The 22,606-nt window shown below is 70.9% G+C and carries 20 protein-coding genes and 1 pseudogene; 14 read left to right on the top strand and 7 right to left on the bottom strand.

All coding sequences use genetic code 11. The annotated features are described in order from the left end of the window. Window positions 1-4 precede the first annotated feature (4 nt). From ABT186_RS41385 to ABT186_RS41350, 8 genes are all read left to right on the top strand, one after another. Complete coding sequence (locus ABT186_RS41385) at window positions 5-1,075, top strand: sugar ABC transporter substrate-binding protein (RefSeq protein WP_351929501.1); 1,071 nt, start codon at window positions 5-7, stop codon at window positions 1,073-1,075. After that, window positions 1,072-2,655, top strand: a complete 1,584-nt coding sequence (locus ABT186_RS41380; protein ID WP_351225116.1) for a sugar ABC transporter ATP-binding protein — start codon at window positions 1,072-1,074, stop codon at window positions 2,653-2,655. Before ABT186_RS41385 ends, ABT186_RS41380 begins: the two co-directional genes overlap by 4 nt. Next, window positions 2,648-3,673, top strand: coding sequence for an ABC transporter permease (locus ABT186_RS41375; RefSeq protein ID WP_351225118.1), 1,026 nt, complete (start codon window positions 2,648-2,650; stop codon window positions 3,671-3,673). The genes ABT186_RS41380 and ABT186_RS41375 overlap by 8 nt, the downstream gene beginning before the upstream one ends. Window positions 3,674-3,750: 77 nt before the next feature. After that, window positions 3,751-5,091, top strand: a complete 1,341-nt coding sequence (locus tag ABT186_RS41370) for an L-fuconate dehydratase (protein ID WP_351225120.1) — start codon at window positions 3,751-3,753, stop codon at window positions 5,089-5,091. After that, window positions 5,088-5,843, top strand: coding sequence for an SDR family NAD(P)-dependent oxidoreductase (locus tag ABT186_RS41365; protein WP_351225122.1), 756 nt, complete (start codon window positions 5,088-5,090; stop codon window positions 5,841-5,843). Before ABT186_RS41370 ends, ABT186_RS41365 begins: the two co-directional genes overlap by 4 nt. Beyond that, complete coding sequence (locus ABT186_RS41360; protein ID WP_351225124.1) at window positions 5,840-6,826, top strand: aldo/keto reductase; 987 nt, start codon at window positions 5,840-5,842, stop codon at window positions 6,824-6,826. Before ABT186_RS41365 ends, ABT186_RS41360 begins: the two co-directional genes overlap by 4 nt. Then, window positions 6,823-7,137 carry an L-rhamnose mutarotase gene (locus ABT186_RS41355; RefSeq protein WP_351929499.1) on the top strand — a complete coding sequence of 105 codons (315 nt, stop codon included), beginning with the start codon at window positions 6,823-6,825 and terminating at the stop codon, window positions 7,135-7,137. Before ABT186_RS41360 ends, ABT186_RS41355 begins: the two co-directional genes overlap by 4 nt. Further along, entirely contained in the window at window positions 7,134-7,973 is an 840-nt protein-coding gene (locus ABT186_RS41350; RefSeq protein ID WP_351929497.1) for an amidohydrolase family protein, read from the top strand. Before ABT186_RS41355 ends, ABT186_RS41350 begins: the two co-directional genes overlap by 4 nt. Here ABT186_RS41350 and ABT186_RS41345 read toward each other — a convergent pair. Continuing rightward, the gene (locus ABT186_RS41345; RefSeq protein ID WP_351929495.1) at window positions 7,961-9,385 is read right to left on the bottom strand and encodes a lipase maturation factor family protein; all 1,425 of its coding nucleotides are present in this window, start codon (window positions 9,383-9,385) and stop codon (window positions 7,961-7,963) included. The genes ABT186_RS41350 and ABT186_RS41345 overlap by 13 nt on opposite strands. A gap of 182 nt (window positions 9,386-9,567) precedes the next feature. On the opposite strand from ABT186_RS41345, the gene ABT186_RS41340 reads away from it, so the two are divergent. The 3 genes from ABT186_RS41340 to ABT186_RS41330 all read left to right on the top strand — a co-directional run bounded on the left by ABT186_RS41340 (window position 9,568) and on the right by ABT186_RS41330 (window position 13,993). Beyond that, a complete protein-coding gene (locus tag ABT186_RS41340; protein ID WP_351929493.1) occupies window positions 9,568-10,908 on the top strand; it encodes a DUF6777 domain-containing protein in 1,341 nt (446 codons plus the stop codon). A gap of 81 nt (window positions 10,909-10,989) precedes the next feature. Beyond that, complete coding sequence (locus ABT186_RS41335) at window positions 10,990-13,074, top strand: SpoIIE family protein phosphatase (protein WP_351929491.1); 2,085 nt, start codon at window positions 10,990-10,992, stop codon at window positions 13,072-13,074. Between the two features lie 58 nt (window positions 13,075-13,132). Beyond that, window positions 13,133-13,993, top strand: coding sequence for an Fpg/Nei family DNA glycosylase (locus tag ABT186_RS41330; RefSeq protein ID WP_351929489.1), 861 nt, complete (start codon window positions 13,133-13,135; stop codon window positions 13,991-13,993). Window positions 13,994-14,058: 65 nt separating this feature from the next. On the opposite strand, the gene ABT186_RS41325 is transcribed toward ABT186_RS41330, so the two are convergent. The 4 genes from ABT186_RS41325 to ABT186_RS41310 all read right to left on the bottom strand — a co-directional run bounded on the left by ABT186_RS41325 (window position 14,059) and on the right by ABT186_RS41310 (window position 16,729). Further along, complete coding sequence (locus tag ABT186_RS41325; RefSeq protein ID WP_351225138.1) at window positions 14,059-14,715, bottom strand: zf-HC2 domain-containing protein; 657 nt, start codon at window positions 14,713-14,715, stop codon at window positions 14,059-14,061. A 143-nt stretch (window positions 14,716-14,858) separates the two neighbouring features. Next, the gene (locus tag ABT186_RS41320) at window positions 14,859-15,374 is read right to left on the bottom strand and encodes a hypothetical protein (RefSeq protein WP_351225140.1); all 516 of its coding nucleotides are present in this window, start codon (window positions 15,372-15,374) and stop codon (window positions 14,859-14,861) included. 136 nt (window positions 15,375-15,510) lie between these two features. Beyond that, complete coding sequence (locus tag ABT186_RS41315) at window positions 15,511-16,059, bottom strand: sigma-70 family RNA polymerase sigma factor (RefSeq protein ID WP_351225142.1); 549 nt, start codon at window positions 16,057-16,059, stop codon at window positions 15,511-15,513. A 208-nt stretch (window positions 16,060-16,267) separates the two neighbouring features. Continuing rightward, a complete protein-coding gene (locus ABT186_RS41310) occupies window positions 16,268-16,729 on the bottom strand; it encodes a universal stress protein (RefSeq protein WP_351225144.1) in 462 nt (153 codons plus the stop codon). 106 nt (window positions 16,730-16,835) lie between these two features. On the opposite strand from ABT186_RS41310, the gene lysX reads away from it, so the two are divergent. Together lysX and ABT186_RS41300 are read left to right on the top strand one after the other, a co-directional pair. Beyond that, window positions 16,836-20,123, top strand: a complete 3,288-nt coding sequence (lysX, locus tag ABT186_RS41305) for a bifunctional lysylphosphatidylglycerol synthetase/lysine--tRNA ligase LysX (RefSeq protein ID WP_351225146.1) — start codon at window positions 16,836-16,838, stop codon at window positions 20,121-20,123. Window positions 20,124-20,354: 231 nt separating this feature from the next. Beyond that, entirely contained in the window at window positions 20,355-21,200 is an 846-nt protein-coding gene (locus ABT186_RS41300) for a polysaccharide deacetylase family protein (RefSeq protein WP_351929487.1), read from the top strand. 30 nt (window positions 21,201-21,230) lie between these two features. Here the strand turns inward: ABT186_RS41300 and ABT186_RS41295 are convergent, their stop codons facing one another. Beyond that, on the bottom strand, window positions 21,231-21,887 hold the full coding sequence (locus ABT186_RS41295) for a class F sortase (RefSeq protein WP_351225150.1): 657 nt from the start codon (window positions 21,885-21,887) through the stop codon (window positions 21,231-21,233). A gap of 238 nt (window positions 21,888-22,125) precedes the next feature. Here ABT186_RS41295 and ABT186_RS41290 point away from each other — a divergent pair, with 238 nt between their 5' ends. Beyond that, a complete protein-coding gene (locus ABT186_RS41290; RefSeq protein ID WP_351225152.1) occupies window positions 22,126-22,374 on the top strand; it encodes a hypothetical protein in 249 nt (82 codons plus the stop codon). A 7-nt stretch (window positions 22,375-22,381) separates the two neighbouring features. On the opposite strand, the pseudogene ABT186_RS41285 reads toward ABT186_RS41290, so the two are convergent. Continuing rightward, window positions 22,382-22,606 (bottom strand): annotated as a pseudogene (locus ABT186_RS41285) (hypothetical protein); the annotation flags it as partial.

The following is a 22,606-nucleotide window of genomic DNA, read 5'->3' as shown; positions in this document are numbered from 1 at the left end:
CCAGATGCCCGGCAGAACACTGAGGAAGCGGAACAGGTCCCGGATCATCGGCGCGGCGGCCCTGGCCGTCGGCGCCTCGCTCGTGCTTGCCGCATGCGGCAGCACCAAGGACACAGGTGGCTCCAGCGCCGCCGGCGGCGGCACCGGCAAGGTCGGAGTGATCCTGCCCCTGCTGACCTCGCCGTTCTGGCAGTCGTACAACGACTACGTGCCCAAGATGGCGAAGTCCGAGGGCGTCGACGCCCTCAAGACCGTCAACTCCAACAGCGACCCCTCGCAGCAGATCACCGACATCAACAACGAGCTCAACCAGGGCGTGAGGGGCCTGGTCGTCGCCCCGCTGGACAGCGCCGCCATCGAGGCCGGACTCGACCAGGCCGACCGCAAGGGCGTCCCCGTGGTCGCCGTCGACGTGGCGCCCGACAAGGGCAAGGTCGCGATGGTCGTCCGCGCCGACAACGTCGCCTACGGCACCAAGGCCTGCGACTACCTCGGGCAGCACGTCACCAGCGGCAAGGTCGTGCAGATCATGGGCGACCTCGCCTCCGTCAACGGCCGGGACCGCTCCGAGGCGTTCCGCTCCTGCGTCAAGAAGAAGTACCCGAAGCTGCAGGTCCTGGAGATCCCCGCCAAGTGGGAGTCGGACACCGCGGCCTCCAAGCTCGACACGCTCCTGGGCGCCAACCCCGACATCAAGGGCATCTACCTGCAGGCCGGCGGCGTCTACCTCGCGCCCACCCTGCAGACCCTCAAGTCGAAGAACATGATCAAGACGGCGGGCCGGCAGGGCCACATCTTCATCGTCTCCAACGACGGCATCCCGCAGGAGTTCGACGCCATCCGCAAGGGCGAGATCGACGCCACCGTCTCACAACCCGCCGACGCCTACGCCAAGTACGGCATGTACTACATCAAGGCCGCCATGGAGGGAAAGACGTTCAAGCCCGGGCCCACCGACCACGACTCGACCATCGTCAAGCTGCCCAGCGGCATCCTGGAGGACCAGCTGCCCGCCCCGCTCGTCACCAAGGACAACGTCGACGACCCCAAGCTCTGGGGCAACACGGTCAAATGAGCATCCCACTGGTTCAGGCGCGGGACATCGTCAAGCGGTACGGCCCCACGGTCGCCCTCCAGGACGGACAGCTCACCGTGCTGCCGGGCGAGTCCCACGCCCTCGTCGGCCGCAACGGCGCCGGCAAGTCGACCCTCGTCAACGTCCTCACCGGCCTCCAGGCCCCCGACGAGGGCACGGTCCTCTTCGACGGCGAACCGGCGCCCCCGCTAGCCGACCGCGACGCCTGGCGCCGGAAGGTGGCCTGCGTCTATCAGAAGCCCACCCTCGTTCCGGAACTGACAGTCGCCGAAAATCTACTTCTCGCAGAGATACACGCCGCCACATCAACGAGGCCCGGTTTCAGGTCCGGCCGGGGGTCCGGGGGGTGTCCCCCGGACAAACACAGCATCAACCGGCAGCCCACAGGCCGCGGCGGTTTCATCAGCTGGCGCAGGCTGAAGGCGCAGGCGGCCGAGGTCCTCGGCACCTGGGACGTACATGTCGACCCGGACGCCCGCACCGCCGACCTCAAGGTCGAGGACCGCCAGATGGTGGAGATCGCCCGGGCGCTGAGCTTCGGCGCCCGCTTCATCGTCCTCGACGAGCCGACCGCGCAACTCGACAACCGTGAGATCGAGCGGCTCTTCACACGCATGCGCGCGCTCCAGGACTCCGGCGTGACGTTCCTGTTCATCTCGCACCACCTCCAGGAGGTGTACGAGGTCTGCCAGACCGTCACGGTCCTGCGCGACGCCCGCTGGATCATCACCGCCCCGGTCGCCGACCTTCCGCGTGGCGCGCTGGTGGAGGCCATGGCGGGGGAGACCGTCGCGGAGCAGGCCGCGACCGGTCGGGACGCGGTGGCCGACGACGCGCCGGTCGCTCTCGAAGCGCACGGGCTCACCTCGGATTCGTACGAGGACATCGACCTCACCGTCCGCCACGGCGAGGTCGTCGGACTCGCCGGTTCCAGCGGCAGCGGGAAGATCGAGCTCGCCGAATCCCTTGCCGGACTGCACACCCCGACACGCGGCACAGCCCGGCTCGACGGCGAGCAGCTCCCCTTCGGCGACGTCCGGGCCGCGCTGAACGCCGGTGTCGGCTGTGTACCCCGCGACCGGCACGAACAGGGCCTGGTGACCGGGATGAGCATCGGCGACAACGCCACCATGAGCGTCCTGAGCCGCCTGGGCCGGTACGGGTTCGTCGGCACCCAGCGCAAACGCGGCGTCGCCACCGATCTGATCGCACGCCTCGACATCCACGCCGAAGGTCCCGACCAGCCCGTCTCCGACCTCTCCGGCGGCAACGCGCAGAAGGTCGTCATGGCTCGTGCCCTGGCCTGCGATCCGCGGCTGCTCGTCCTGATCAACCCCACCGCGGGCGTCGACGTGAAGTCCAAGGAGTCGCTGCTGGCCCGGATGGACAGCGCCCGCGAGGACGGCACCGCCGTGCTGGTCGTCTCCGACGAGCTCGACGATCTGCGGCGCTGCGACCGCGTCCTCGTCCTCTTCCACGGCCGGATCGTCGCCGAGCACCCGGCGGGCTGGCACGACCACGAGCTGATCGCCTCCATCGAAGGAGTGGACCATGGCTGACACCAAGGCCCCGCCGCTCACGCCCGTCCCGGTCCCCGACGCCCGTTCGGCCAAGGCCGTCCTGCTCCGCCGGGCCCGCGAACTCGCCCTGCTCCCCGCGCTGTTGCTGCTGATGGTGCTGGGCGCGTTCGTCAACGACTCCTTCCTCACCGAGCGCAACATCATCTCGATCCTCGGCGCCTCCGCGGCCCTCGCCATGGTGGTGCTGGCAGAGTCGCTCGTCCTGATCAGCGGCAGGTTCGACCTGTCGCTCGAATCAGTGGTCGGCATCGCCCCGGCCGTGGGCGCCCTTCTCGTCCTTCCGTCCGCCCAGTCGGGCTGGGGCACCGAGCTGCCCACCGCGCTCGCCCTGATCGCGATCCTGGTCGTCGGCGCGGCGATCGGCGCCTTCAACGGCATCCTCGTCGTGAAGTTCAGGCTCAACGCCTTCATCGTCACCCTCGCGATGCTGATCGTCCTGCGAGGGCTGCTGGTCGGCGCCACCAAGGGCAAGACGCTGTTCGGCATGCCCGACGCGTTCTTCACGCTGGCCACCACGACCTTCCTGCGCGTCCCGATGTCCGTGTGGCTGGCGGCGCTCGCCTTCGCGGTCACCGGTCTCGTCCTGCGCTACCACCGTGTCGGCCGGGCCCTGTACGCGATCGGCGGCAACGCGGACGCGGCCCGCGCGGCCGGTATCCGCGTCGACCGCGTGATGCTCGGTGTGTTCGTCGTCGCGGGCTGCCTCGCCTCCGTCGGCGGGATCATGCAGACCGGGTACGTCGGTGCGATCAGCGCCAACCAGGGCAACAACATGATCTTCACGGTGTTCGCGGCGGCGGTCATCGGCGGCATCAGCCTGGACGGCGGCAAGGGCACGATGTTCGGCGCCCTGACCGGCGTACTGCTGCTGGGTGTCGTACAGAACCTGCTCACCCTCGCCCAGGTGCCGTCGTTCTGGATCCAGGCCATCTACGGCGGAATCATCCTGGTCGCCCTGATGATCGCGCGTGTGACGACGGGCCGTGCCCAGGACTGACCTCCCTCGTTGTCGTACAGCGCCGTACGCCGTACGACCCCGTGTACGACCTTGTGCCCCGGACCGAAAGGCCTCTCGTGTCCCCAACTGCCGCCCGTATCACCGCGGTCGACACCTTCGACATCCGCTTCCCCACCTCGCGGGAGCTCGACGGCTCCGACGCGATGAACCCCGATCCCGACTACTCGGCCGCCTATCTCGTCCTGCGCACGGACGCCGCGGACGGTCCGGAGGGACACGGGTTCACGTTCACCATCGGGCGGGGCAACGAGGTACAGGTCGCCGCGATCGAGGCGTTGCGCGGGCACGTGGTCGGCCGGGCGGTGGACGAGGTGTGCGACGATCCGGGGTCGGTCTTCCGTGACCTGATCGGCGACAGTCAACTGCGCTGGCTGGGTCCGGAGAAGGGCGTGATGCACATGGCGATCGGCGCGGTCGTCAACGCCGTGTGGGACCTCGCCGCCCAACGCGCCGGCACACCGCTGTGGCGGCTGCTCGCCGAGGCCGACCCGGAGTGGCTGGTCCGGCAGATCGACTTCCGCTACATCACCGACGCGCTCACCCCCGACGAGGCGCTGGAGCTGCTGCGGCGCGGCCGGGAGGGTGCCGGGGAGCGCACCGCCCGGCTGCTGGCACAGGGTTTCCCCGCCTACACCACCTCCGCCGGCTGGCTCGGCTACAGCGACGAGAAGCTCACCCGTCTCGCCGCGCAGGCCGTCGCCGACGGCTTCCGGCAGATCAAGCTGAAGGTCGGCGCGGACCTTGTCGACGACCTACGCCGCTGCCGGGTCGCCCGCTCGGTCGTGGGCCCGGACATCCGCATCGCCATCGACGCCAACCAGCGCTGGAACGTCGACGAGGCGATCACCTGGATCAGGGAGCTGACGGAGTTCGGGCCGTACTGGATCGAGGAGCCGACCAGCCCGGACGACGTCCTCGGCCATGCGGCGATCCGTAAGGCGGTCGCCCCGGTCAAGGTCGCCACCGGCGAACACGTACAGAACCGGATCGTCTTCAAACAGCTCCTCCAGGCCGGCGCCATCGACGTCCTCCAGATCGACGCGGCCCGCGTCGGCGGAGTCAACGAGAACCTCGCGATCCTGCTGCTGGCCGCCAAGTTCGGGGTGCCGGTCTGCCCGCACGCGGGCGGGGTCGGGCTGTGCGAGCTGGTCCAGCACCTGTCGATGTTCGACTTCGTCGCGCTCTCCGGCACGACCGATGACCGGGTCATCGAATACGTCGACCATCTGCACGAGCACTTCCTCGACCCGGTGGCGATCCACAAGGGCCACTACACGGCACCCACCGCACCGGGATTCTCGGCCGCGATGCGGCCCGAGTCCATCGCGGAGTACACCTTCCCCGGCGGCACCTTCTGGACCGCCGACCTCGACCGCAAGAAGGGGCATGCGGCATGAGCGACTTCGAGGGCCTCAGGGCCCTGGTGACCGGCGGCGCCTCCGGCATCGGAAGAGCCACCGCGGAACTGCTGGCGGCGCGCGGAGCCCAGGTGGCCGTCCTGGACCTCGATCCCTCGCCGGTGGAGAAGCCGCTGCTCGCGTACCGGGCCGACGTCACGGACGACGCGTCCGTACGCGAGGCCGTGGCCGCCGCCGTCGCCGACCTCGGCGGCCTCGACGTACTGATCAACAACGCGGGCATCGGCGCCCAGGGCACGGTCGAGGACAACGACGACGACCAGTGGCGGCGCGTGCTCGACGTCAACGTCCTGGGCATGGTCCGTACGGTCCGCGCGGCGCTGCCGCATCTGCGGGAGTCGGCGCACGCCGCGATCGTGAACACCTGCTCGATCGCCGCCACCGCCGGGCTGCCGCAGCGGGCGCTGTACAGCGCCAGCAAGGGTGCCGTCCTCTCGCTGACGCTCGCCATGGCCGCCGACCACGTGCGTGAGGGCATCCGCGTCAACTGCGTCAACCCCGGTACCGTCGACACCCCCTGGGTCGGCCGTCTCCTCGACGCGGCCCCCGACCCGGCCGCCGAGCGCGCCGCGCTGGAGGCCCGTCAGCCCACCGGCCGCCTGGTCTCCGCCACCGAAGTCGCGGGCGCCATCGCGTACTTGGCGAGTCCGCTGTCCGGCGCGACCACCGGGACCGCCCTCGCCGTGGACGGCGGCATACAGGGCCTCAGGCTGCGCCCGGTGGGCCGGTGAGCACCCTCGGCAGGAGCGGCGTCGAGGTCGGCGCACTGGCCTTCGGCGCCGCCGGTATCGGCAACCTCTACACCGAGATGAGCGAGGAGCAGGCGTACGAGGCGGTGCAGGCCGCCTGGCAGAGCGGGATCCGCTACTTCGACACGGCCCCGCACTACGGCCTCGGCCTCTCGGAACGCCGCCTCGGCGCGGCCCTGCGCGAGCACCCCCGCGCCGAGTACACGATCTCCACCAAGGTCGGCCGCCTGCTGGAGCCCACGGACGAGGGCGGCGACGACCTGGCGAACGGCTTCGCCGTGCCCGCCACCCACCGCCGCGTCTGGGACTTCGGCGCGGACGGCGTACGGCGCAGCCTGGAGGCAAGTCTGGAACGGCTGGGCCTCGACCGTGTGGATGTCGTCTACCTCCACGACCCGGACGACCACGCCGAGCAGGCCTTCCGCGAGGGCTACCCGGCACTGGAGAAGCTGCGCTCTCAGGGCGTGGTGGGCGCGATCGGCGCCGGCATGAACCAGGCCGAGATGCTCACCCGGTTCGTCCGCGAGACGGACGTGGACGTGGTGCTGTGCGCGGGCCGGTACACCCTGCTCGACCAGCGCGCCCTGACCGAACTGCTGCCCGCGGCGGTCGAGCGCGGCGTCTCGGTGGTCATCGGTGGCGCCTTCAACTCCGGACTGCTTGCCGCCCCACGGCCGGGCGCCACGTACAACTATGCGACGGCGCCGGGAGAGTTGCTCGATCGCGCACTGCGGCTCAGTGCGTCGGCGGAACGACACGGCACCACGCTCCGGGCCGCGGCACTGGCGTTCTGCGCCGCCCATCCGGCCGTGGCGAGCGTGCTCGTCGGCGCGCGCTCGGCGGCCGAAGTCCGCGACTGCGCCGAGCAGTTCACCGCGACCGTACCGGCCGGTCTCTGGCAGGAATTGAGAGAAACCGGCCTCCTGCCGCCCCATGCCCCCGTCCCGACCGAGGATCCGTCATGAGAGTCGCTCTGCACACCAAGGTCCGCGCCGACCGCATCGAGGCGTACGAGGCCGCCCACCGCGAGGTGCCGAAGGAACTGACGGAGGCGATCCGCGCCGCCGGAGCCACTTCCTGGATGATCTGGCGCGGCGGCACGGATCTCTTCCACGTCCTGGAGTGCGAGGACTACGCACGCCTGCTGGCCGAACTGGAGAAACTGCCGGTCAACGTGGCCTGGCAGGCGCGGATGGCGGAGCTGCTGGACGTCGTGCACGACTACTCGGCCGAGGGCGCGGGGGCGGGCCTGCCGGTGGTCTGGGAGCTGCCGTGACGGTGGACGCGCACCACCACGTCTGGGACCTCGCCGTCCGTGACCAGGACTGGATCACGGGTCCCGCACTCCAGCCGATCCGCCGGAACTTCACCATCGAGGACCTGGAGCGGGAGGCGCGCCCCGTCGGCGTCGACCGCACCGTGCTGGTACAGACGATCACGGTGGCCGAGGAGACGCCGGAGTTCCTGGCCCTCGCGGAGGAGCACGACCTCATCGCGGGGGTCGTCGGCTGGACCGATCTGACGAGCCCCGGCGTCGCGGACACTCTTGCCCGGCTGCGCGAGCTGCCCGGCGGATCCCACCTGCGGGGGATCCGCCACCAGGTCCAGGGGGAGCCGGATCCCGAGTGGCTGCTGCGCCCCGACGTACGCCACGGCCTGGCCGCGGTCGCCGAGGCGGGCCTCGTCTACGACCTGGTGGTCCTGCCGCACCAGCTTCCGGCATGTGTGAAGGCGGCGGCCTCGCTGCCCGAACTCACCTTCGTCCTCGACCACGTGGGCAAGCCACCGATCGCCTCCGGCGCCCTCGAACCCTGGGCTACGGCGGTGCGGGCGCTCGCCGCCCTGCCGAACACGGTGTGCAAGCTCTCGGGGATGGTGACGGAGGCCGACTGGAAGACGTGGAGTCTCGCGGACCTGCGCCCGTACGCCGAGACCGTGCTGGACGCCTTCGGCCCCGACCGGCTGATGTTCGGTTCGGACTGGCCGGTGTGCACGCTGGCCGCCACGTACGCGGAAGTGGCGTACACGGCAGGCGGACTGACCCTCGGCCTCGGCGACGACGAGCGCATGCAGATCTTCGAGGGCACGGCCACCCGCGTCTACCGCCTCTGAGCCGCGGGTGCGGCAAGCCGCGACGGTGGCATGAACTCCCGTACGTAGGTGCGGTTCCAGCACGCCCCGGTCTCCCGCAGCTCGCGCCACGTCGTGAACCGGTAGCGGTACACGCGGGCCCGTATGTAACGCGGAGGCTCGTCCGGGGGGAACGGACAGCGGTGCAGGAGGCGCAGGGTGTCGCGGTCGTTCTCCAGGAGGCGTTCGACCAGGCCGCCGAACCAGGAGGCCGCGTACGCGGGGGAGAGCGCCGCGAACCACATCAGCCAGTCGAGCCGCAGATGGTACGGCGCGAACTGTCGCGGCCAGCGCCGTGGATCCCCGGGTTTGCCCCTGAACTCGTACTCCCGCCAGTCGGAGTCCTCACGCGGTATGTCGTCCGCCGTGCCCTCGACGACGACCTCGTACCGTATCCGGCTGACGCTGCCGAACGCACCGTATGTGTTGACGAGATGCAGCGGGTCGAAGGAACGGTTCATGACCTGACTGCGGGAGATCATGTTCCGTACGGGGTGGTAGCTGAGAGCGACCAGGCCCGCACCGACCGCCAGGACGACCACCTCGTACCACAGCGGGGGCCCGGACACCTTCGGAGCGGTGGTGGGGAACTCGACCGCCGACAGGGCCACCACGATCGTGATCCAGTTCAGCCATGAGAAGTTGCCGGACAGCACCAGCCACAGCTGGGTCACGATCATCAGGGACGCGGCGGCCGTCGCGATCGGCTGCGGGGTGAACAGAAGGACGGGGACGACCAGTTGGGTGAAGTGGTTGGCCGCCACCTCCGCCCGGTGCAACGGCTTCGGCAGATGGTGGAAGAACCAGCTCAGCGGGCCCGGCATCGGCTGTGTCTCGTGGTGGTAGTCCAGGCAGGTCAGCTTCCGCCAGCAGGCGTCCCCCCGGATCTTGATCAGCCCGGCGCCGAACTCGACGCGGAACAGGATCCAGCGCAGCAGGAACAGCACCACGATCGGCGGAGCGACCTCGTCGTTGCCCAGGAACACGGCCAGGAATCCGACCTCCAGCAGCAGCGACTCCCAGCCGAACGAGTACCAGGTCTGGCCGACGTTGACGATCGACAGATAGAGCAGCCACGGGATCAGCCAGAGCACCATCCCGGCCCACAGCGGCAGATAGGAGTCGACGCCGGCGATCAGCGCCACCGACACCGCGCAGCCCGCCCACGACCAGGCGGCGAAGAAGCGGTCCGAGTAGTGGAAGTGGAAGACGCTGGGCGCCTGTTTGAAATGCACCCGGGTGATGTAGCGCGGCACCGGCAGCATTCCGCGCTCCCCGATCAGCGCACGGAACTGCAGCACCGCGGCCAGGAACGCGACGAGGTACACGACGGCCAGAGCCCGCTGGAAGACCAGTCGGCTCAGCCAGTACTCCGGTGCGACGAACCAGTCCACGGCGACCTCTCCTCTTCCTCCAGTGTGAACCCGGACCCCGCATCGGGCCGGTCGCCTCGTCACTCCGAGTACATCGTCCCTCCGTTTGCGTAACACGCCCGAGCGGCGCAGACAATGGTGACGAATCACCCGGGATGAAGCGGGAGAATGCGGTGAAGACGCCCATAAGGACGCGCAACGGGATGCTCAACAGGCCCCTCAGAACCCCGAACGCCCCCGCCGGACGGCTGCTCGCGGCCTGCGCCCTGTCTGCGGCGGCCCTGCTCTGCGCAGGCTGCGACAGCGGGAACACCCTGGCGTCCGGCGTCCCGACCGGCGGTGAGGTCTTCCTCCAGCCCCTCGCGGCCTCCGGCCCCGACCCCTTCACCGACTCGACGGCCACCTCTGCCGCGCCCCCGTCGCCCGTCACCCGAACGCCGCAGCCGACGGCGCTCGTGGCCCCGTCGGCGGTACGCACCGTCTCCGGTGCCACGCCCGGACTCTACGGCGGCACCCGGTCCGCCGGCAGCTGCAACCTCGAACGGCAGATCGCCTTCCTCACCGCCGACCCGGCGAAGGCCCGCGCCTTCGCCCAGGCGTCCGGTAGGGGGCAGTCGTCCCTCCCCGCCTATCTGCGCAGCCTGACCTCGGTCGTCCTGCGGGCGGACACCCAGGTCACGAACCACGGCTTCCACGGCGGCCGGCCCACCAGCTACCAGTCCGTGCTCCAGGCCGGCACCGCCGTCCTCGTCGACAACCGCGGTGTGCCCCGCGTCCGGTGTGCGTGCGGCAATCCGATCGGCGCGCCCGCCCTCCACAAGGGCGCCCCTGCCGGCAAGGGCGCCCCTGCGGGCGGCGGCCGTCCCTGGTCCGGATACCGGCCGGCCCAGGTGATCGTGGTGATTCCGGCGCCGCAGGTCATCACTCACATCACGATCGTCAACATCGAGAACAGGAACACCTGGATCGAACGCCGGATCGGTGACGACGGGCACCGGGACGTCGTCGTACAACCGCCCCACGGCGGCCTACGACCGCCGAGTGCCACGACGGGTACCCCGCGGCCGGAGACGTCCGGCAGGTCCCCGAAGGGAACGCGGCCGCCGACCCCGAGCGAGAACACCGGGCCCTCCCCGGACGGCAGCGGTGCCTCGCCGCACGAGAAGGACCGGTCACCGCAGAAGTCAGGGGAGGACTGCCCGCCGCCCAGCGCTACCGCGACCGTCATGCCCGGGGTGGCGAGCGAGCCCTCGACACCGGACCGGACCCCGGCCAAGAACACCCCCCAGGCCTCCGGCTGCCCCACCGCCACAGCCCCGCCGTCGGCCTTGTCCGGGACGAGCGTGCCGTTCTCCACGGCCACCGCGTCCCCGGCCCCGTCGACGAGTCCGACCGGCCCTCCCGCCGCCGCTCGCCCCGCGGCTCCCCTCGACCCGCCGAGCCCAGAGGCCCCCGGCACAAGCGACGGGGGCGGTCTGTTCCCCGACGCCACGAGCACCGCGAGCCCCCTCTTCGACAGCCCGGCAGGTGTGTTCGACGACTGAGCCCTCCCGGCCTCCCGCGGGGCCCGAGAGGCACCGCGGGCAGAAGTCGAAGATTCGGGGAAACCCTGGCAAGGTGGCCCCATGGCTGATCGGGGAGCGAGCGCCCTGTCACTCCCGGACGACTGGCCCGCCCACCCGGATCCGATCCTGGCGCTCAACCGCATGGGCAGCTTCGACTGGGACCTGGACACCGGACTGTTCCACATGGACGCCCAGGCCCACGAGGTCTTCGACGTGCGCCCCGACGAATTCGACGACCGCCCCGAGACCCTCGCGATCCGGGTCCCGCCGCACGAGAGCCGACGCCTCGACGCCCTGGTCGCCCAGGCCATCAAGGACGGCAGCGAGAACTACGGCACCTACTTCCGTATCCGCTGCCGTGACGGCACCCTGCGCTGGACCCACACCCAGGGCTGCATCCGGCGCGACGAGACGGGCCGGCCGCGCCGGATCATCGGCATCGTCCGCGACGCCACCCAGGAACTGTGCGACAGCCAGGCCCGCGCGGACGAGGTGGGCCAGGACGAGGCCCGGCGCCGGCAGACGAACGTCGTCCAGGCCACCACCGCGGCCCTGGCCCACGCGCGCACCGTCCAGGACGTCATCGACGTCCTCAAGGACAGCCACGGTCTCACCCACCTCGGCGCGACGAGTCTCGTCGTCGGACTGGTGGAGGCCGGCCACATCCGGCTGGTGGCCGAGGGGCCGGAGGGCAGTTTCGTCCCCGGCACCCTGGTGACGCGCATCGACGAGCCCTACCCGATGAGCGAGGTGGTACGGACCCTCAGCCCACGGTTCATCGAGTCCCCGCAGGAGTTCGCCGAGCACTACCCGATCCTGTGGCCGCACCTCACGGACCTGCGCATCACCTCGGCCGCCTACCTTCCGCTGATCGTGCAGGCGCGCCCCATCGGTGCCATGGGCCTGCTCTACGACGACCGGCGCGGCTTCACCTCCGAGGAGCGCAACGTCCTCGTGGCACTGGGCAGCAGCATCGCGCAGAGCCTGCAGCGCGCCATGTTCTACGAGCAGGAGAAGGATCTCGCCCGGGGCCTCCAGCAGGCCATGCTGCCGCGCACCATCCCCGGCGTGCCCGGCGCCGACGTCGCCGTCCGCTACCGTGCCGGCTTCGCCGGAGGATCACTCGGCCGGGACATCGGCGGCGACTGGTACGACGTGATCCCGCTGCCCGGCGGGCGGATCGGCGCCGTCATCGGCGACGTCCAGGGCCACGACCCGGACGCGGCCGCCGTCATGGGACAGCTGAGGATCGTCCTGCGCGCGTACGCCGCCGAGGGTCACACGCCCGCCACGGTGATGGCCCGTGCCTCGGTCTTCCTCGAGGAACTCGACACCGACCGCTTCGCGACCTGCCTGTACGCCGAGGCCGACCTGTCCACCGGAGTGGTGCAACTGGTCCGCGCCGGGCACATCGATCCGCTGCTGCGACTGTCCGACGGCACCTGCCGGTGTCTGCCCGTCGAGGGCGGACTGCCGCTCGGGCTCTCCGCCGAGTTCGGCAGCCTCGAATACCCGGTCACGACCGTCGAGCTGGACCCCGGCCAGACCCTGCTGCTGTGCACCGACGGGCTGATCGAAGAGCCCGGCGCCGATCTCGACGACGGGATGCGGGCCCTGCGGGAGATGGTCTGCGCGGGCCCGGACGACGTACACGACCTCGCCGACCGGCTCATCGACGTGGCGGAGGAGCGGAGCGGCGGCGACGACGTGGCCCTGCTGCTCCTGCAGCGACTCGGCCTGGCCCAGCGGTCCGGCGGCCGCCTGCGGCAGTACGTCGCGCCCGGCGACCCCGAGGCGCTCACCGAGGCCCGGCACATGATCCGTGCCGCCGTCCGGGCCTGGGGCGCCGGGGAGCGTTCCGACGAGATCGAACTGGTCGCCGACGAGCTGATCACCAACGTCCTCATGCACACCGAGGGCGCAGCGACCGTCACCCTCCGGGTCCTTGCCGGTCACGACCGCAGGCTGCGTACCGAGGTCGAGGACACCTCCAGCGCCCTGCCCCGCCGCCGCGAAGCGGGGGAGTCGGGCGTCTCGGGCCGGGGCCTGCTGCTCGTCGACCGGCTCGCGGACGTGTGGGGTGTGGAGGCGCGCGGTCGCGGCAAGGTCGTCTGGTGCGAGTTCAGGCTCCGGGCGCGCGACTGACGGACGATCGACACATGACGCGAATGGCGTTGTCGGTTGCCGATGGCACCCTGGACATATGCCGGAACTGCCCGAGGTCGAAGCGCTCAAGGACTTCCTGACCGACCATCTCGTCGGCCACGAGTTCATACGGGTGCTGCCCGTCGCGATCAGCGTTCTCAAGACGTACGACCCTCCGGTCACCGCCTTGGAGGGCCGCGCGGTCACGGCCGTGCACCGGTACGGCAAGTTCCTGGACCTGGATGCCGGCGGGCTGCACTTCGTGACGCATCTGGCCCGTGCGGGCTGGCTCCAGTGGAAGGACCGCCTCCCCGACGGCGCACCCCGCCCCGGCAAGGGCCCGCTCGCCCTGCGGGTCGCGCTGGAGACGGGGGCGGGCTTCGACCTGACGGAGGCCGGCACCCAGAAGCGGCTCGCGGTGTATGTCGTACGGGATCCACAGGAGGTCCCGGGCGTGGCCCGTCTGGGTCCGGACCCGCTGGCCGCCGATTTCGACGAGCCGCGCTTCGCGAAGCTCCTGGAGGGCGAGCGCCGCCAGATCAAGGGCGCGCTGCGGGACCAGAGCCTGATCGCGGGTGTCGGCAACGCCTACAGCGACGAGATCCTGCACGCGGCGAAGATGTCACCGTTCAAGCTGGCCTCGTCGCTGTCGCCGGAGGAGGTGGGGCGCCTGTACGAGGCGCTGCGCGCGACGCTCACGGAGGCGGTCGAGCGTTCGCGGGGCCTGGCCGCCGGACGTCTGAAGGCGGAGAAGAAGAGCGGCCTCAGGGTCCACGGCCGTACGGGGGAGCCCTGCCCGGTGTGCGGCGACACGATCCGGGAGGTGTCCTTCAGCGACTCCAGCCTGCAGTACTGCCCGACGTGCCAGACGGGCGGGAAGCCGCTGGCGGACCGCAGGATGTCACGGCTGCTCAAGTAGGCCGGAAGGGTCCGGCAGTGCGGTGCCGGGGCCCACTTCGAATAGGCCACGATCCGGCGAGGCGGTCAGCGGGACTTCAGGGTGACCAGGTGCTGACCGTCCTTGGTGCGCACCTCGAAGTGGTCGATCTGCCCGGACTGCATCGCGGCGCCGCCCTGCATGGTGGTCGCCTCGCCGTCGTCGGCGGGCACCATCCAGCTCGTCACCGTCTCCTCCGAGCCGTCCTTGCCGACCGCGACGAGCCGGCACGGGTGCGGCCCGGACCTGTCCTTGACCGTCATGTCGATCTGGCTGCCCCAGATCCGGTCCTCCGCGGTGATCTGCGCCCATACACCCGTGTCGGGGTCGGTCGCGGTCATGGCCGTCGCGACCGGGGACGAGTCGTGCCCGGAGAGGACGGCCACCGTCGGCCCGCCGACCGCGAAGACCACGGAGGCCGCGACCGCGTACAGCCAGCGTCGCCGCCCGCTGCGGTGCTTGTTCGCCACCTCGTCGAGCAGCCGTTCCAGCAGCCTAGGCCCAGGGGCCGCGAAGGGGTGCACGGACCGCGGGGTCGAGCGCCGGTACAGCATCAGCTGGCGTGCTGCGGGACGGAACTCGCTCACGTGCGCCGTACAACTGGGGCACTCCATGAGGTGGTCCTCGAAGCGGAAGGCTTCCGCCTCGTCCAGCACGCCGAGCGCGTAGGCGCCGACGTCGCGATGGCTTTCCAGGGACCTCATACCAAATCCTCATACCGGTGAGCGGGGTGGGGGTGGTGCTGCTGTTGCCCATCGGTACGGACCAGACCGCGGAATCACTCAAGGCCGTTACCGAATCGCGGCCAAGACATTCGGAGCGGTCGGCCCCGCGGATTGGTCCGTGTTCAAAAAAGATGGATGGCGAGATGTCCCAGGGGGAGCCCCAGCTGCCAGGCGGGCGTCCAGACTTTGGGGCCGTCGTCCTCGCCGACCACCGCGCCCCCTCCGGGCACCGCGTCCAGGTCAGGGGCGAGCAGCTCGGTCTCCTCCAGCCAGCGCCAGGCCGCCGAGGCCAGCTCCAGGTCCGGCGCCGGACCGCCCGACTCCACTGCCTCGGCAGCCAGCTGGGCCATCCGCTCGCCCACCCAGTCCTGCCACGGCTGGTCGTACGCCGTCAGCGAAAGCCAGGTCTCCAGCTGTGTGACGACCCGGATTCCGGAAAGCTCGCCATCGGTGTCGGACAGGAAGATGGTCAATGCCAGGGCGTCACGCCCGGCGCGGAACTCGAAGGACGTCGGCGGCATGAGGTCGCCGGTGCGCAGCAGTTCGTCCGCGATGTACTCGGCGTACAACCACGCCATGGGGACGGCCAGTTCACCGCCGCCGGTGCCGTCCGTGCTCTCTTGGCCTCTGTGCAGCATCCCTTCCTGCCTTCCTCCGGTACGTGCGCGTCGCCCGAACCCGGGCCCCCAGTCCGGAACACGGATGAGGCAAGCTGATTGCTCAACCATGGTCCGCAGCAAGGCGCTTTACGGAGGTTTGACTCGGCCTACGGTTTCATCGCAGGTCGGCCGCATATCCCGGAAGAACTCGGCGCAGGGCGCGCAGCGCGTAGTACGCGCGAGACTTCACCGTACCGGGCGGAATTCCCAAGGCTTCGGCGGCCTCCGCCACACTCGCCCCGCGGAAATACACCTGCACCAGAACTTCTCGATGCTCGGGAGTGAGTGTCTTCACAGCCTTGCGTACATCGAGCATTGCGGCGGACCGCTCGGCGTGATCGGCGATCACCCGCGCGTTCTCCAGTACGGCGTCCCCGACCTCGGCCGGACGCGCCTGGCGGGCCCGCCGCGCATCGATCGCGAGCCGCCGGCCGACGGTCAGCAGCCAGGGGCGCACGGAGGCGTAATCATGCGCGCGGAGCGCTTCGGGGTGTTGCCAGGCGCGTACGAACGTCTCCTGCAGCAGATCCTCGGCGCGCTGGCGGTCGCCGTCGGAGAGCCGGAGCAGCAGGGCGAAGAGAGGGCGGCCGTGCTCGCGCTGCAGCTCGGCCAGCTCGTGCTCGGCGGTCGTCCCGGTCGAAGGGGTGGTGGTTCCGGCCGTCATGGGCGTATGGCAACGCGCCTCGCTCCGCCGGGACAGTGAAGAAACCGGGCTGTGCGGTGGGCGGTCGCTGTTCGTCGGTGAACGGTGCGGTGAGCGGTCGACCGGGGGAGGTGCGCCGGGGATCCGCCCCCGAGTCGTTGTCGGCCCGGTGGGCGCGTCCCCGTTCGGGGGTAAATAGTACTTTTTACTGCTTTGGGGTGGTCCGGGCCTACGGCACGACCGTGACCGGCCAGCGCCCCGCCTTCACCAGACGGATGGCCACCGAGCCGATGATGCGGTGGCCGGCCTGCTCGGAGGCGCCCACCACGACCGCGTCCGCCTTCAGTTCGTCGGCCGCCTGAACCAGGCCGTTGTAGGGGTCCCCGCGGAAGGTGTGGAACTCCCAGCGCACCTCGTATATGTCCTTGACGCGCTCGGCGGCGTCGCGGATGTACTGGATCAGGTCCTCCGCGATCTCGTCGGTCGTCTCGGCCACCGGGACCCCGAGCGCCGCCCCCGCCGCCATCACCGGCTGCACGTACACGACCGCGAGAAGCGCATGCTGCCGCCGGGCCAGCCCGCCGGCGTAGGCCGCCGCCCGGAGCGAGGAGTCGGAGCCGTCCACCCCGACGACGATGACCTTGGGCCCGTCCGTGCCCCGCTCGAACTGATGCGAGTGCTGTTCCGTCACGACAGCGAGGCTATCGGAACCCGCAGGTCCGGGGGTCGGCGGCCACCGGGGAATCCCCCGGCCGTTCGACGGGCGCTTCGCCCCTCCTCTTCCTAGAGTCGGAAACATGACAGCCACCGTGGAGGCCGCCGGAGCCAAGCACGTCAGCGGGCCGGCCCGGCGGGTTCGGTGCATCCTGCGCAAGGTGCCCGAGGGGTTCGCCGCCTTCTTCGGCGCCCTCGGCCTTCTCTGCGCGCTGATCGAATTCATCGTCCCCCTGCGCCGCCTGCTGCGCCCGCTGATCGACTTCCTCGAACTGCTGCTCGTACCGGTCAGCGCGAACCTCGCCTATGCCGTCTTTCTCTTCCTGCTCGCCGGCGCGACCGCCGCCCGCAAGAAGGTCGCCTGGTGGCTGGTCGTCGTCTACCTCGGCCTGGTGGTCCTCATCGACGGCCTCGGCCTGGCGGCGGGCCTGTACGACGAGTCGATCCCGTCCCTGGTGCTCGTCGCGCTTGCGCTGGTCCTGCTTGTAGCGGCCCGCAAGGAGTTCTACGCCGCCTCCCGGCGCGGCGCCGTCTGGCGCGCCCTCGCCGTGCTGCTGGCCGGGCTCGGCGTGGCGATTCTGGTCGGCTGGGGCCTGGTGGAACTGTTCCCGGGCACCCTGCAGCACGGCCAGCGGCTGCTGTGGGCGACCAACCGGGTCTGCGGCGGACTCGTCTCCGGGCGCTCCTTCACCGGGCGCCCTCCGCACTGGGTCGCCTTCCTCCTCGGCCTCTTCGGCGCGCTCGCCCTGCTGAACGCCGCCGCCGCGCTCTTCCGCTCGCAGCGCATGGAGGCGGCCCTGCACGGCGACGAGGAGCCCCGCATCCGTGCCCTGCTCCAGGCGTACGGGGCCGACGACTCCCTCGGCTACTTCGCCACCCGCCGCGACAAGGCCGTCGTCTTCTCGACCAGCGGCAAGGCCGCGGTCACCTACCGCGTCGAGGTCGGCGTGTGCCTGGCCAGCGGTGATCCGGTGGGCGACCGCGAGGCCTGGCCGCACGCCATCAGCGCCTGGCTGGACCTGGCCCGCCGCTACGCGTGGGCGCCCGCCGTGATGGGCGCATCGGAAGAGGGCGCCAAGGCGTACGCCCGCGCCGGGCTCGGTGCGCTGCAGCTCGGCGACGAGGCGATCCTGCACGTCGCCGACTTCGATCTCCACGGCCGTGACATGCGGGTCACCCGGCAGGCCGTCAATCGTGTCGAACGCACCGGAGCCACCTGCCGTATCCGCCGCCACTCCACCCTCACCGACGCGGAGATGGAGGAGATCATCGACAAGGCGGACGCCTGGCGGGACACCGAGACCGAACGGGGCTTCTCCATGGCTCTTGACCGTCTCGGCGACCCCGCGGACGGCTGCTGTCTGCTCGTCGAGGCGCTGAGCGCCGACGGCAGGCTCCTTGCGCTGCTCTCCTTCGTGCCCTGGGGCCCGGACGGCGTCTCCCTCGATCTGATGCGCCGTGACCGCACCGCGCCCAACGGCGTCATGGAGTTCATGGTCGCCGAACTCTGCGCGGCGGCCGGCAAGCTCGGCGTGCGCCGCATGTCGCTGAACTTCGCGGTGTTCCGCTCGGCCTTCGAGGAGGGCGCCCGCATCGGCGCCGGCCCCGTGCTCCGGCTCTGGCGCCGGATGCTGCTGTTCTTCTCCCGGTGGTGGCAGCTGGAGGCGCTGTACCGCTCCAACGCCAAGTACCGCCCCGAGTGGTACCCGCGCTTCATCTGCTACGGCGAGACCGCCTCCCTCGCCCGTATCGGACTGGCGTCCGGCATCGCCGAGGGCTTCGTCTCCGTGCCCTCGCTGCGCAAGTTGTGGGGCAAGGGACACCGGGCGACCGGCCCCCTGCCCGCGACCACCGCCGGCCTGCCGTCGCTGGCGGTGCTCGGCCTCGAGGAGGCCGGGGGCAAGGCCGTGGCGGCCGACGGGACCGCCGTCCTCCCCGAACAGGTCCGCCTCCGCCACCGCAAGCTCGACCGCCTGCGCGCCGACGGCACCGACCCCTACCCCGTGGGCGTCCCGCCCCGTACGCACACGCTCACCGCGGCCCGCGACGCCCCCGAGGGGGAGCAGATGACGGTCGCGGGCCGCGTGATGCTCGTACGGGACTTCGGCGGCATCGTCTTCGTCGTGCTGCGCGACTGGTCGGGCGATCTGCAGCTCGCCCTCACCCGGACGCACTCCCGAGCGGCCCTCGAACGGTTCGGCAAGGACGTCGACATCGGTGACCACATCACCGCCACCGGCGAGAAGGGCACCAGCGACAAGGGCGAGCCGACCGTCTTCGTCACGTCGTGGCAGCTGACCGCCAAATGCCTGCGCCCCCTGCCCGACAAGCGCCGTGGTCTCACCGACCCCGAGGCCAGGGTGCGCCGCCGCTATCTCGACCTGGTCGCCGGACAGGGCGCCCGCGATGTCGTACGGGCCCGTTCCGCCGCCGTACAGGCGCTGCGCCAGGGACTGCTCGACCGCGGCTTCCTGGAGGTCGAGACCCCGATGCTCCAGCGTGTCCACGGCGGCGCGCATGCCCGCCCCTTCACCACGCACATCAACGCCTACGACCTGAACCTGTATCTGCGTATCGCGCCCGAGCTGTATCTGAAGCGGCTGTGCGTCGGCGGTCTTGAGAAGGTGTTCGAGCTGGGGCGGACCTTCCGCAACGAGGGCGTCTCCTACAAGCACAACCCCGAGTTCACGATGCTGGAGGCGTACCAGGCCTTCGCCGACTACGACGTGATGCTCGACCTCACCCGGGAACTGATCCAGGGCGCGGCCCGGGCCGCCTTCGGGGCGACGGTAGCGCGCAAGGACGGCACCGAGTACGACATCTCGGGGCCATGGCCGGTGAAGACCGTGTACGGGGCGATCTCGGAGGCACTGGGGGAGGAGGTCGACCCCGACACGGAACTGGAGGTCCTGCGCCGGCACTGCGACCGTACGGGTGTGCCGTACAGGGCCGAGGACGGCCGTGGCGAGGTCGTCCTGGAGATGTACGAACGGCTGGTCGAGGAGAGGACGGAGCTGCCCACGTTCTACAAGGACTTCCCGACCGACGTCTCCCCGCTCACCCGGCAGCATCGCCTCGATCCGCGGCTCGCCGAGCGCTGGGACCTGGTCGCCTTCGGTACCGAGCTGGGGACCGCCTACTCGGAGCTGACCGACCCCGTGGAGCAGCGGCGCCGGCTCACGGCACAGTCGCTGCTGGCGGCCGGGGGAGACCCCGAGGCGATGGAGCTCGACGAGGACTTCCTGGACGCCCTGGAGTACGCGATGCCCCCCACGGGCGGCCTGGGTCTCGGCGTGGACCGCCTGATCATGTTCCTCACGGGGCTGACGATCCGCGAGACCCTGCCGTTCCCGCTGGTCCGCCGCCGCTGAGGCACGGTGGGTGGGCGCCGGGCCGACTCCGCCGCCCGCCTCGTCGCCCCAGCCGTTCCGGTCGCTCCGGCCACGCGGAACCGAGCGCCCGCCGTCGCGGCGGCGGCAACCGAAGCCGTCCCCTTGGTACATTCGCCACTGCTGATCCCATTGGGTGGATATTGGGTGGATTCCGCAGCCGCAACGGTGTTGCGCGCCCGTGGCACCGCTCATCCGCGCGACTGATGAGTCATGCAAAAGGATCAGCTGCTCATGCGGCGCCGGGCGTTGCTCGCAGGCGCCGCCGTCCTGGGCGTGGCCGGAGCGACGGGCACCGCCGGGTGGCTCACCGACGACGCCCCGGCGCGGCAGGTGCGGGCCGCCGCCGCGGCCGCGGGCCCGCAGGCACACACCCCGTTCAAGTCGTCCTCCTTCCGTCTGCAGCCCATGACCGGCTACGGGGCGACACGGCGGGTGCCTTCGCGGATCGCCGTCCGCCACGAGCCGATCCTGCGTATGTCGGGACGCGGCAGAAGAATGATCCTGACCTTCGACGACGGCCCCGACCCGCGCTACACCCCGGACATCCTGCGTACCCTGCGCGAGTACGACGTGCGTGCGACGTTCTTCGTCTGCGGTGAGATGGCCGTCGACAACAAGGACCTGCTGCGCGAGATGGCCGACGACGGTCACGTCGTCGGCAACCACACCTGGACGCACCCGCTGCTCACCAAGCTGTCCCGGTCGAGGATCCGCTCCGAGATGGAACGCACCTGCGAGGTCATCGAGGACGCTTACGGCGAGGCACCGCTGTGGTTCCGCGCGCCTTACGGGGCCTGGAACCGGGCCGCCTTCCAACTCGGCGCCGAACTGGGCATGGAGCCGCTCGCCTGGACGGTGGACACCACCGACTGGATGACCCCGGGCACCCGGACCATCGTCGACCGGGTCGAGAGCGGTGCCGCTCCGGGCGTCATCGTGCTCTCCCACGACGCGGGGGGCGACCGCTCGCAGAGCGTTGCGGCGCTGCGGGCTTATCTGCCGTATCTGCTGGATTCCGGCTACCACCTCACCGTACCCAGGCGGAAGTTCACCTGAGCACGCGCCCGTCCGCTCCGGCGCGCTCTTTCAGCGCACCTGGACCATGCGGGCGAAGACCACCACGTTTCCGGCGTATCCGCCGTCCCTGGAGAAACCACCGCCACAGGTGATGACGCGCAGTTCCGGGGCCCCCTTGTTCCCGTAGACGCGGTCGCCGGGGAAGTCGCGCTTGTCGAAGACCTCGTTGCCGTAGACCTCGAACACGGCGACCTTCCCGTCCTGGCGCTGTACCTCGACCCGGTTTCCCTTCTTCAGTGAGCCGAGCCCGTAGAAGACGGCCGGCCCCTGGCTGTTGTCCACGTGCCCCACGATCACGGCCGTGCCCTTCTCGCCGGGCGAGACCGCCCCGGTGAACCAGCCCGCGAGGTTCGGGTCCTCGGACGGCGGCGCGTCCACCCAGCCGGACATGTCCAGGGCGACCGGTACGACGGGAGCGTCGACCTGGATCGCCGGGATGCGGACGCGGTTGACCACGGAGTACGGCAGGGGGGCGGGCGCCGCGGAGGTTGTGCCGCTGTGGCTGTCCGGGGCCGCGGCCGAAGCGGGCTGCGGAGGGCCCGCGCCGAACTCCCCCGAACCGTTCCGGACGAGGGAGAGCCCGGTGAGCAGAACCAGCGCCATCACGCCCCACGGGACACGCTTCGGCTGCGGCTTCACCTCTCCGGCCGGCTGGGACGAAGACATTCGGCATCACCTCTCGCCGCGGCCGTCGCCGCGTCCGTCGCGCATGACAGAACGCTAGGCGCAGCGGCACCCGCGAGCGACGGGACGCGGGCGAACGGGTGGCGGTGCGCGTCCTGTCACCAGGACGGACCCTCCCGGCATGCGGCCCTGCGCACTGTGTCCGAGGGTTCGTCCGGGAGGCGTTCCTCTCGCCGATCGACCGGGCACGGGCCCCGGCGCGCCTCCCGCGGAGGCTCACATGCGTACTACTCGCGCCCTGGCGGCCGGCGTTCTCGCGGCCGCGGCCATCGGGTTCGCCGCACCCACGTCCATGGCCATGGCCTGGAACGAGCCCGGCGGCCTTGCCGCCACGCCCCGCCGGTCAGGCGCCGGCCACTCCGCGGGTGCGACACCGGCCGACATGGCGATCGGGGGTGGGCTCGTGGCCACGGCGGTCATCGGCGGCGGTGCGTACTGGCTGTTCAGCCGGTCGGAGGACGAAACCTGACCGTGCCTCAGGACTTGCCGTCGGTGGTGCGCCGGCGCGTCATGTGCCAGGCGGCGCCGACCGATCCCAGGATGAGCGACGCTCCGAGGCCGACCTTCTTCGGGTCGAAACCGCTGATACTGCCGCCGAGGCCGGCCCGTACGCCGTGGTGCTCGTAGCCGGGCCGCCCGCCGCCACCGCCGGGACCGCCGCCGATGGCGCCGCCGGGACCGCCGCCGATGGCGCCGCCGGG

The organism is Streptomyces sp. NPDC001634 (genome assembly GCF_040298185.1).
Classification (GTDB): Bacteria; Actinomycetota; Actinomycetes; order Streptomycetales; family Streptomycetaceae; genus Streptomyces.
The sequence above is the reverse complement of the archived record's forward strand: the minus strand, read 5'-3'. Positions and strand labels throughout refer to the sequence as shown.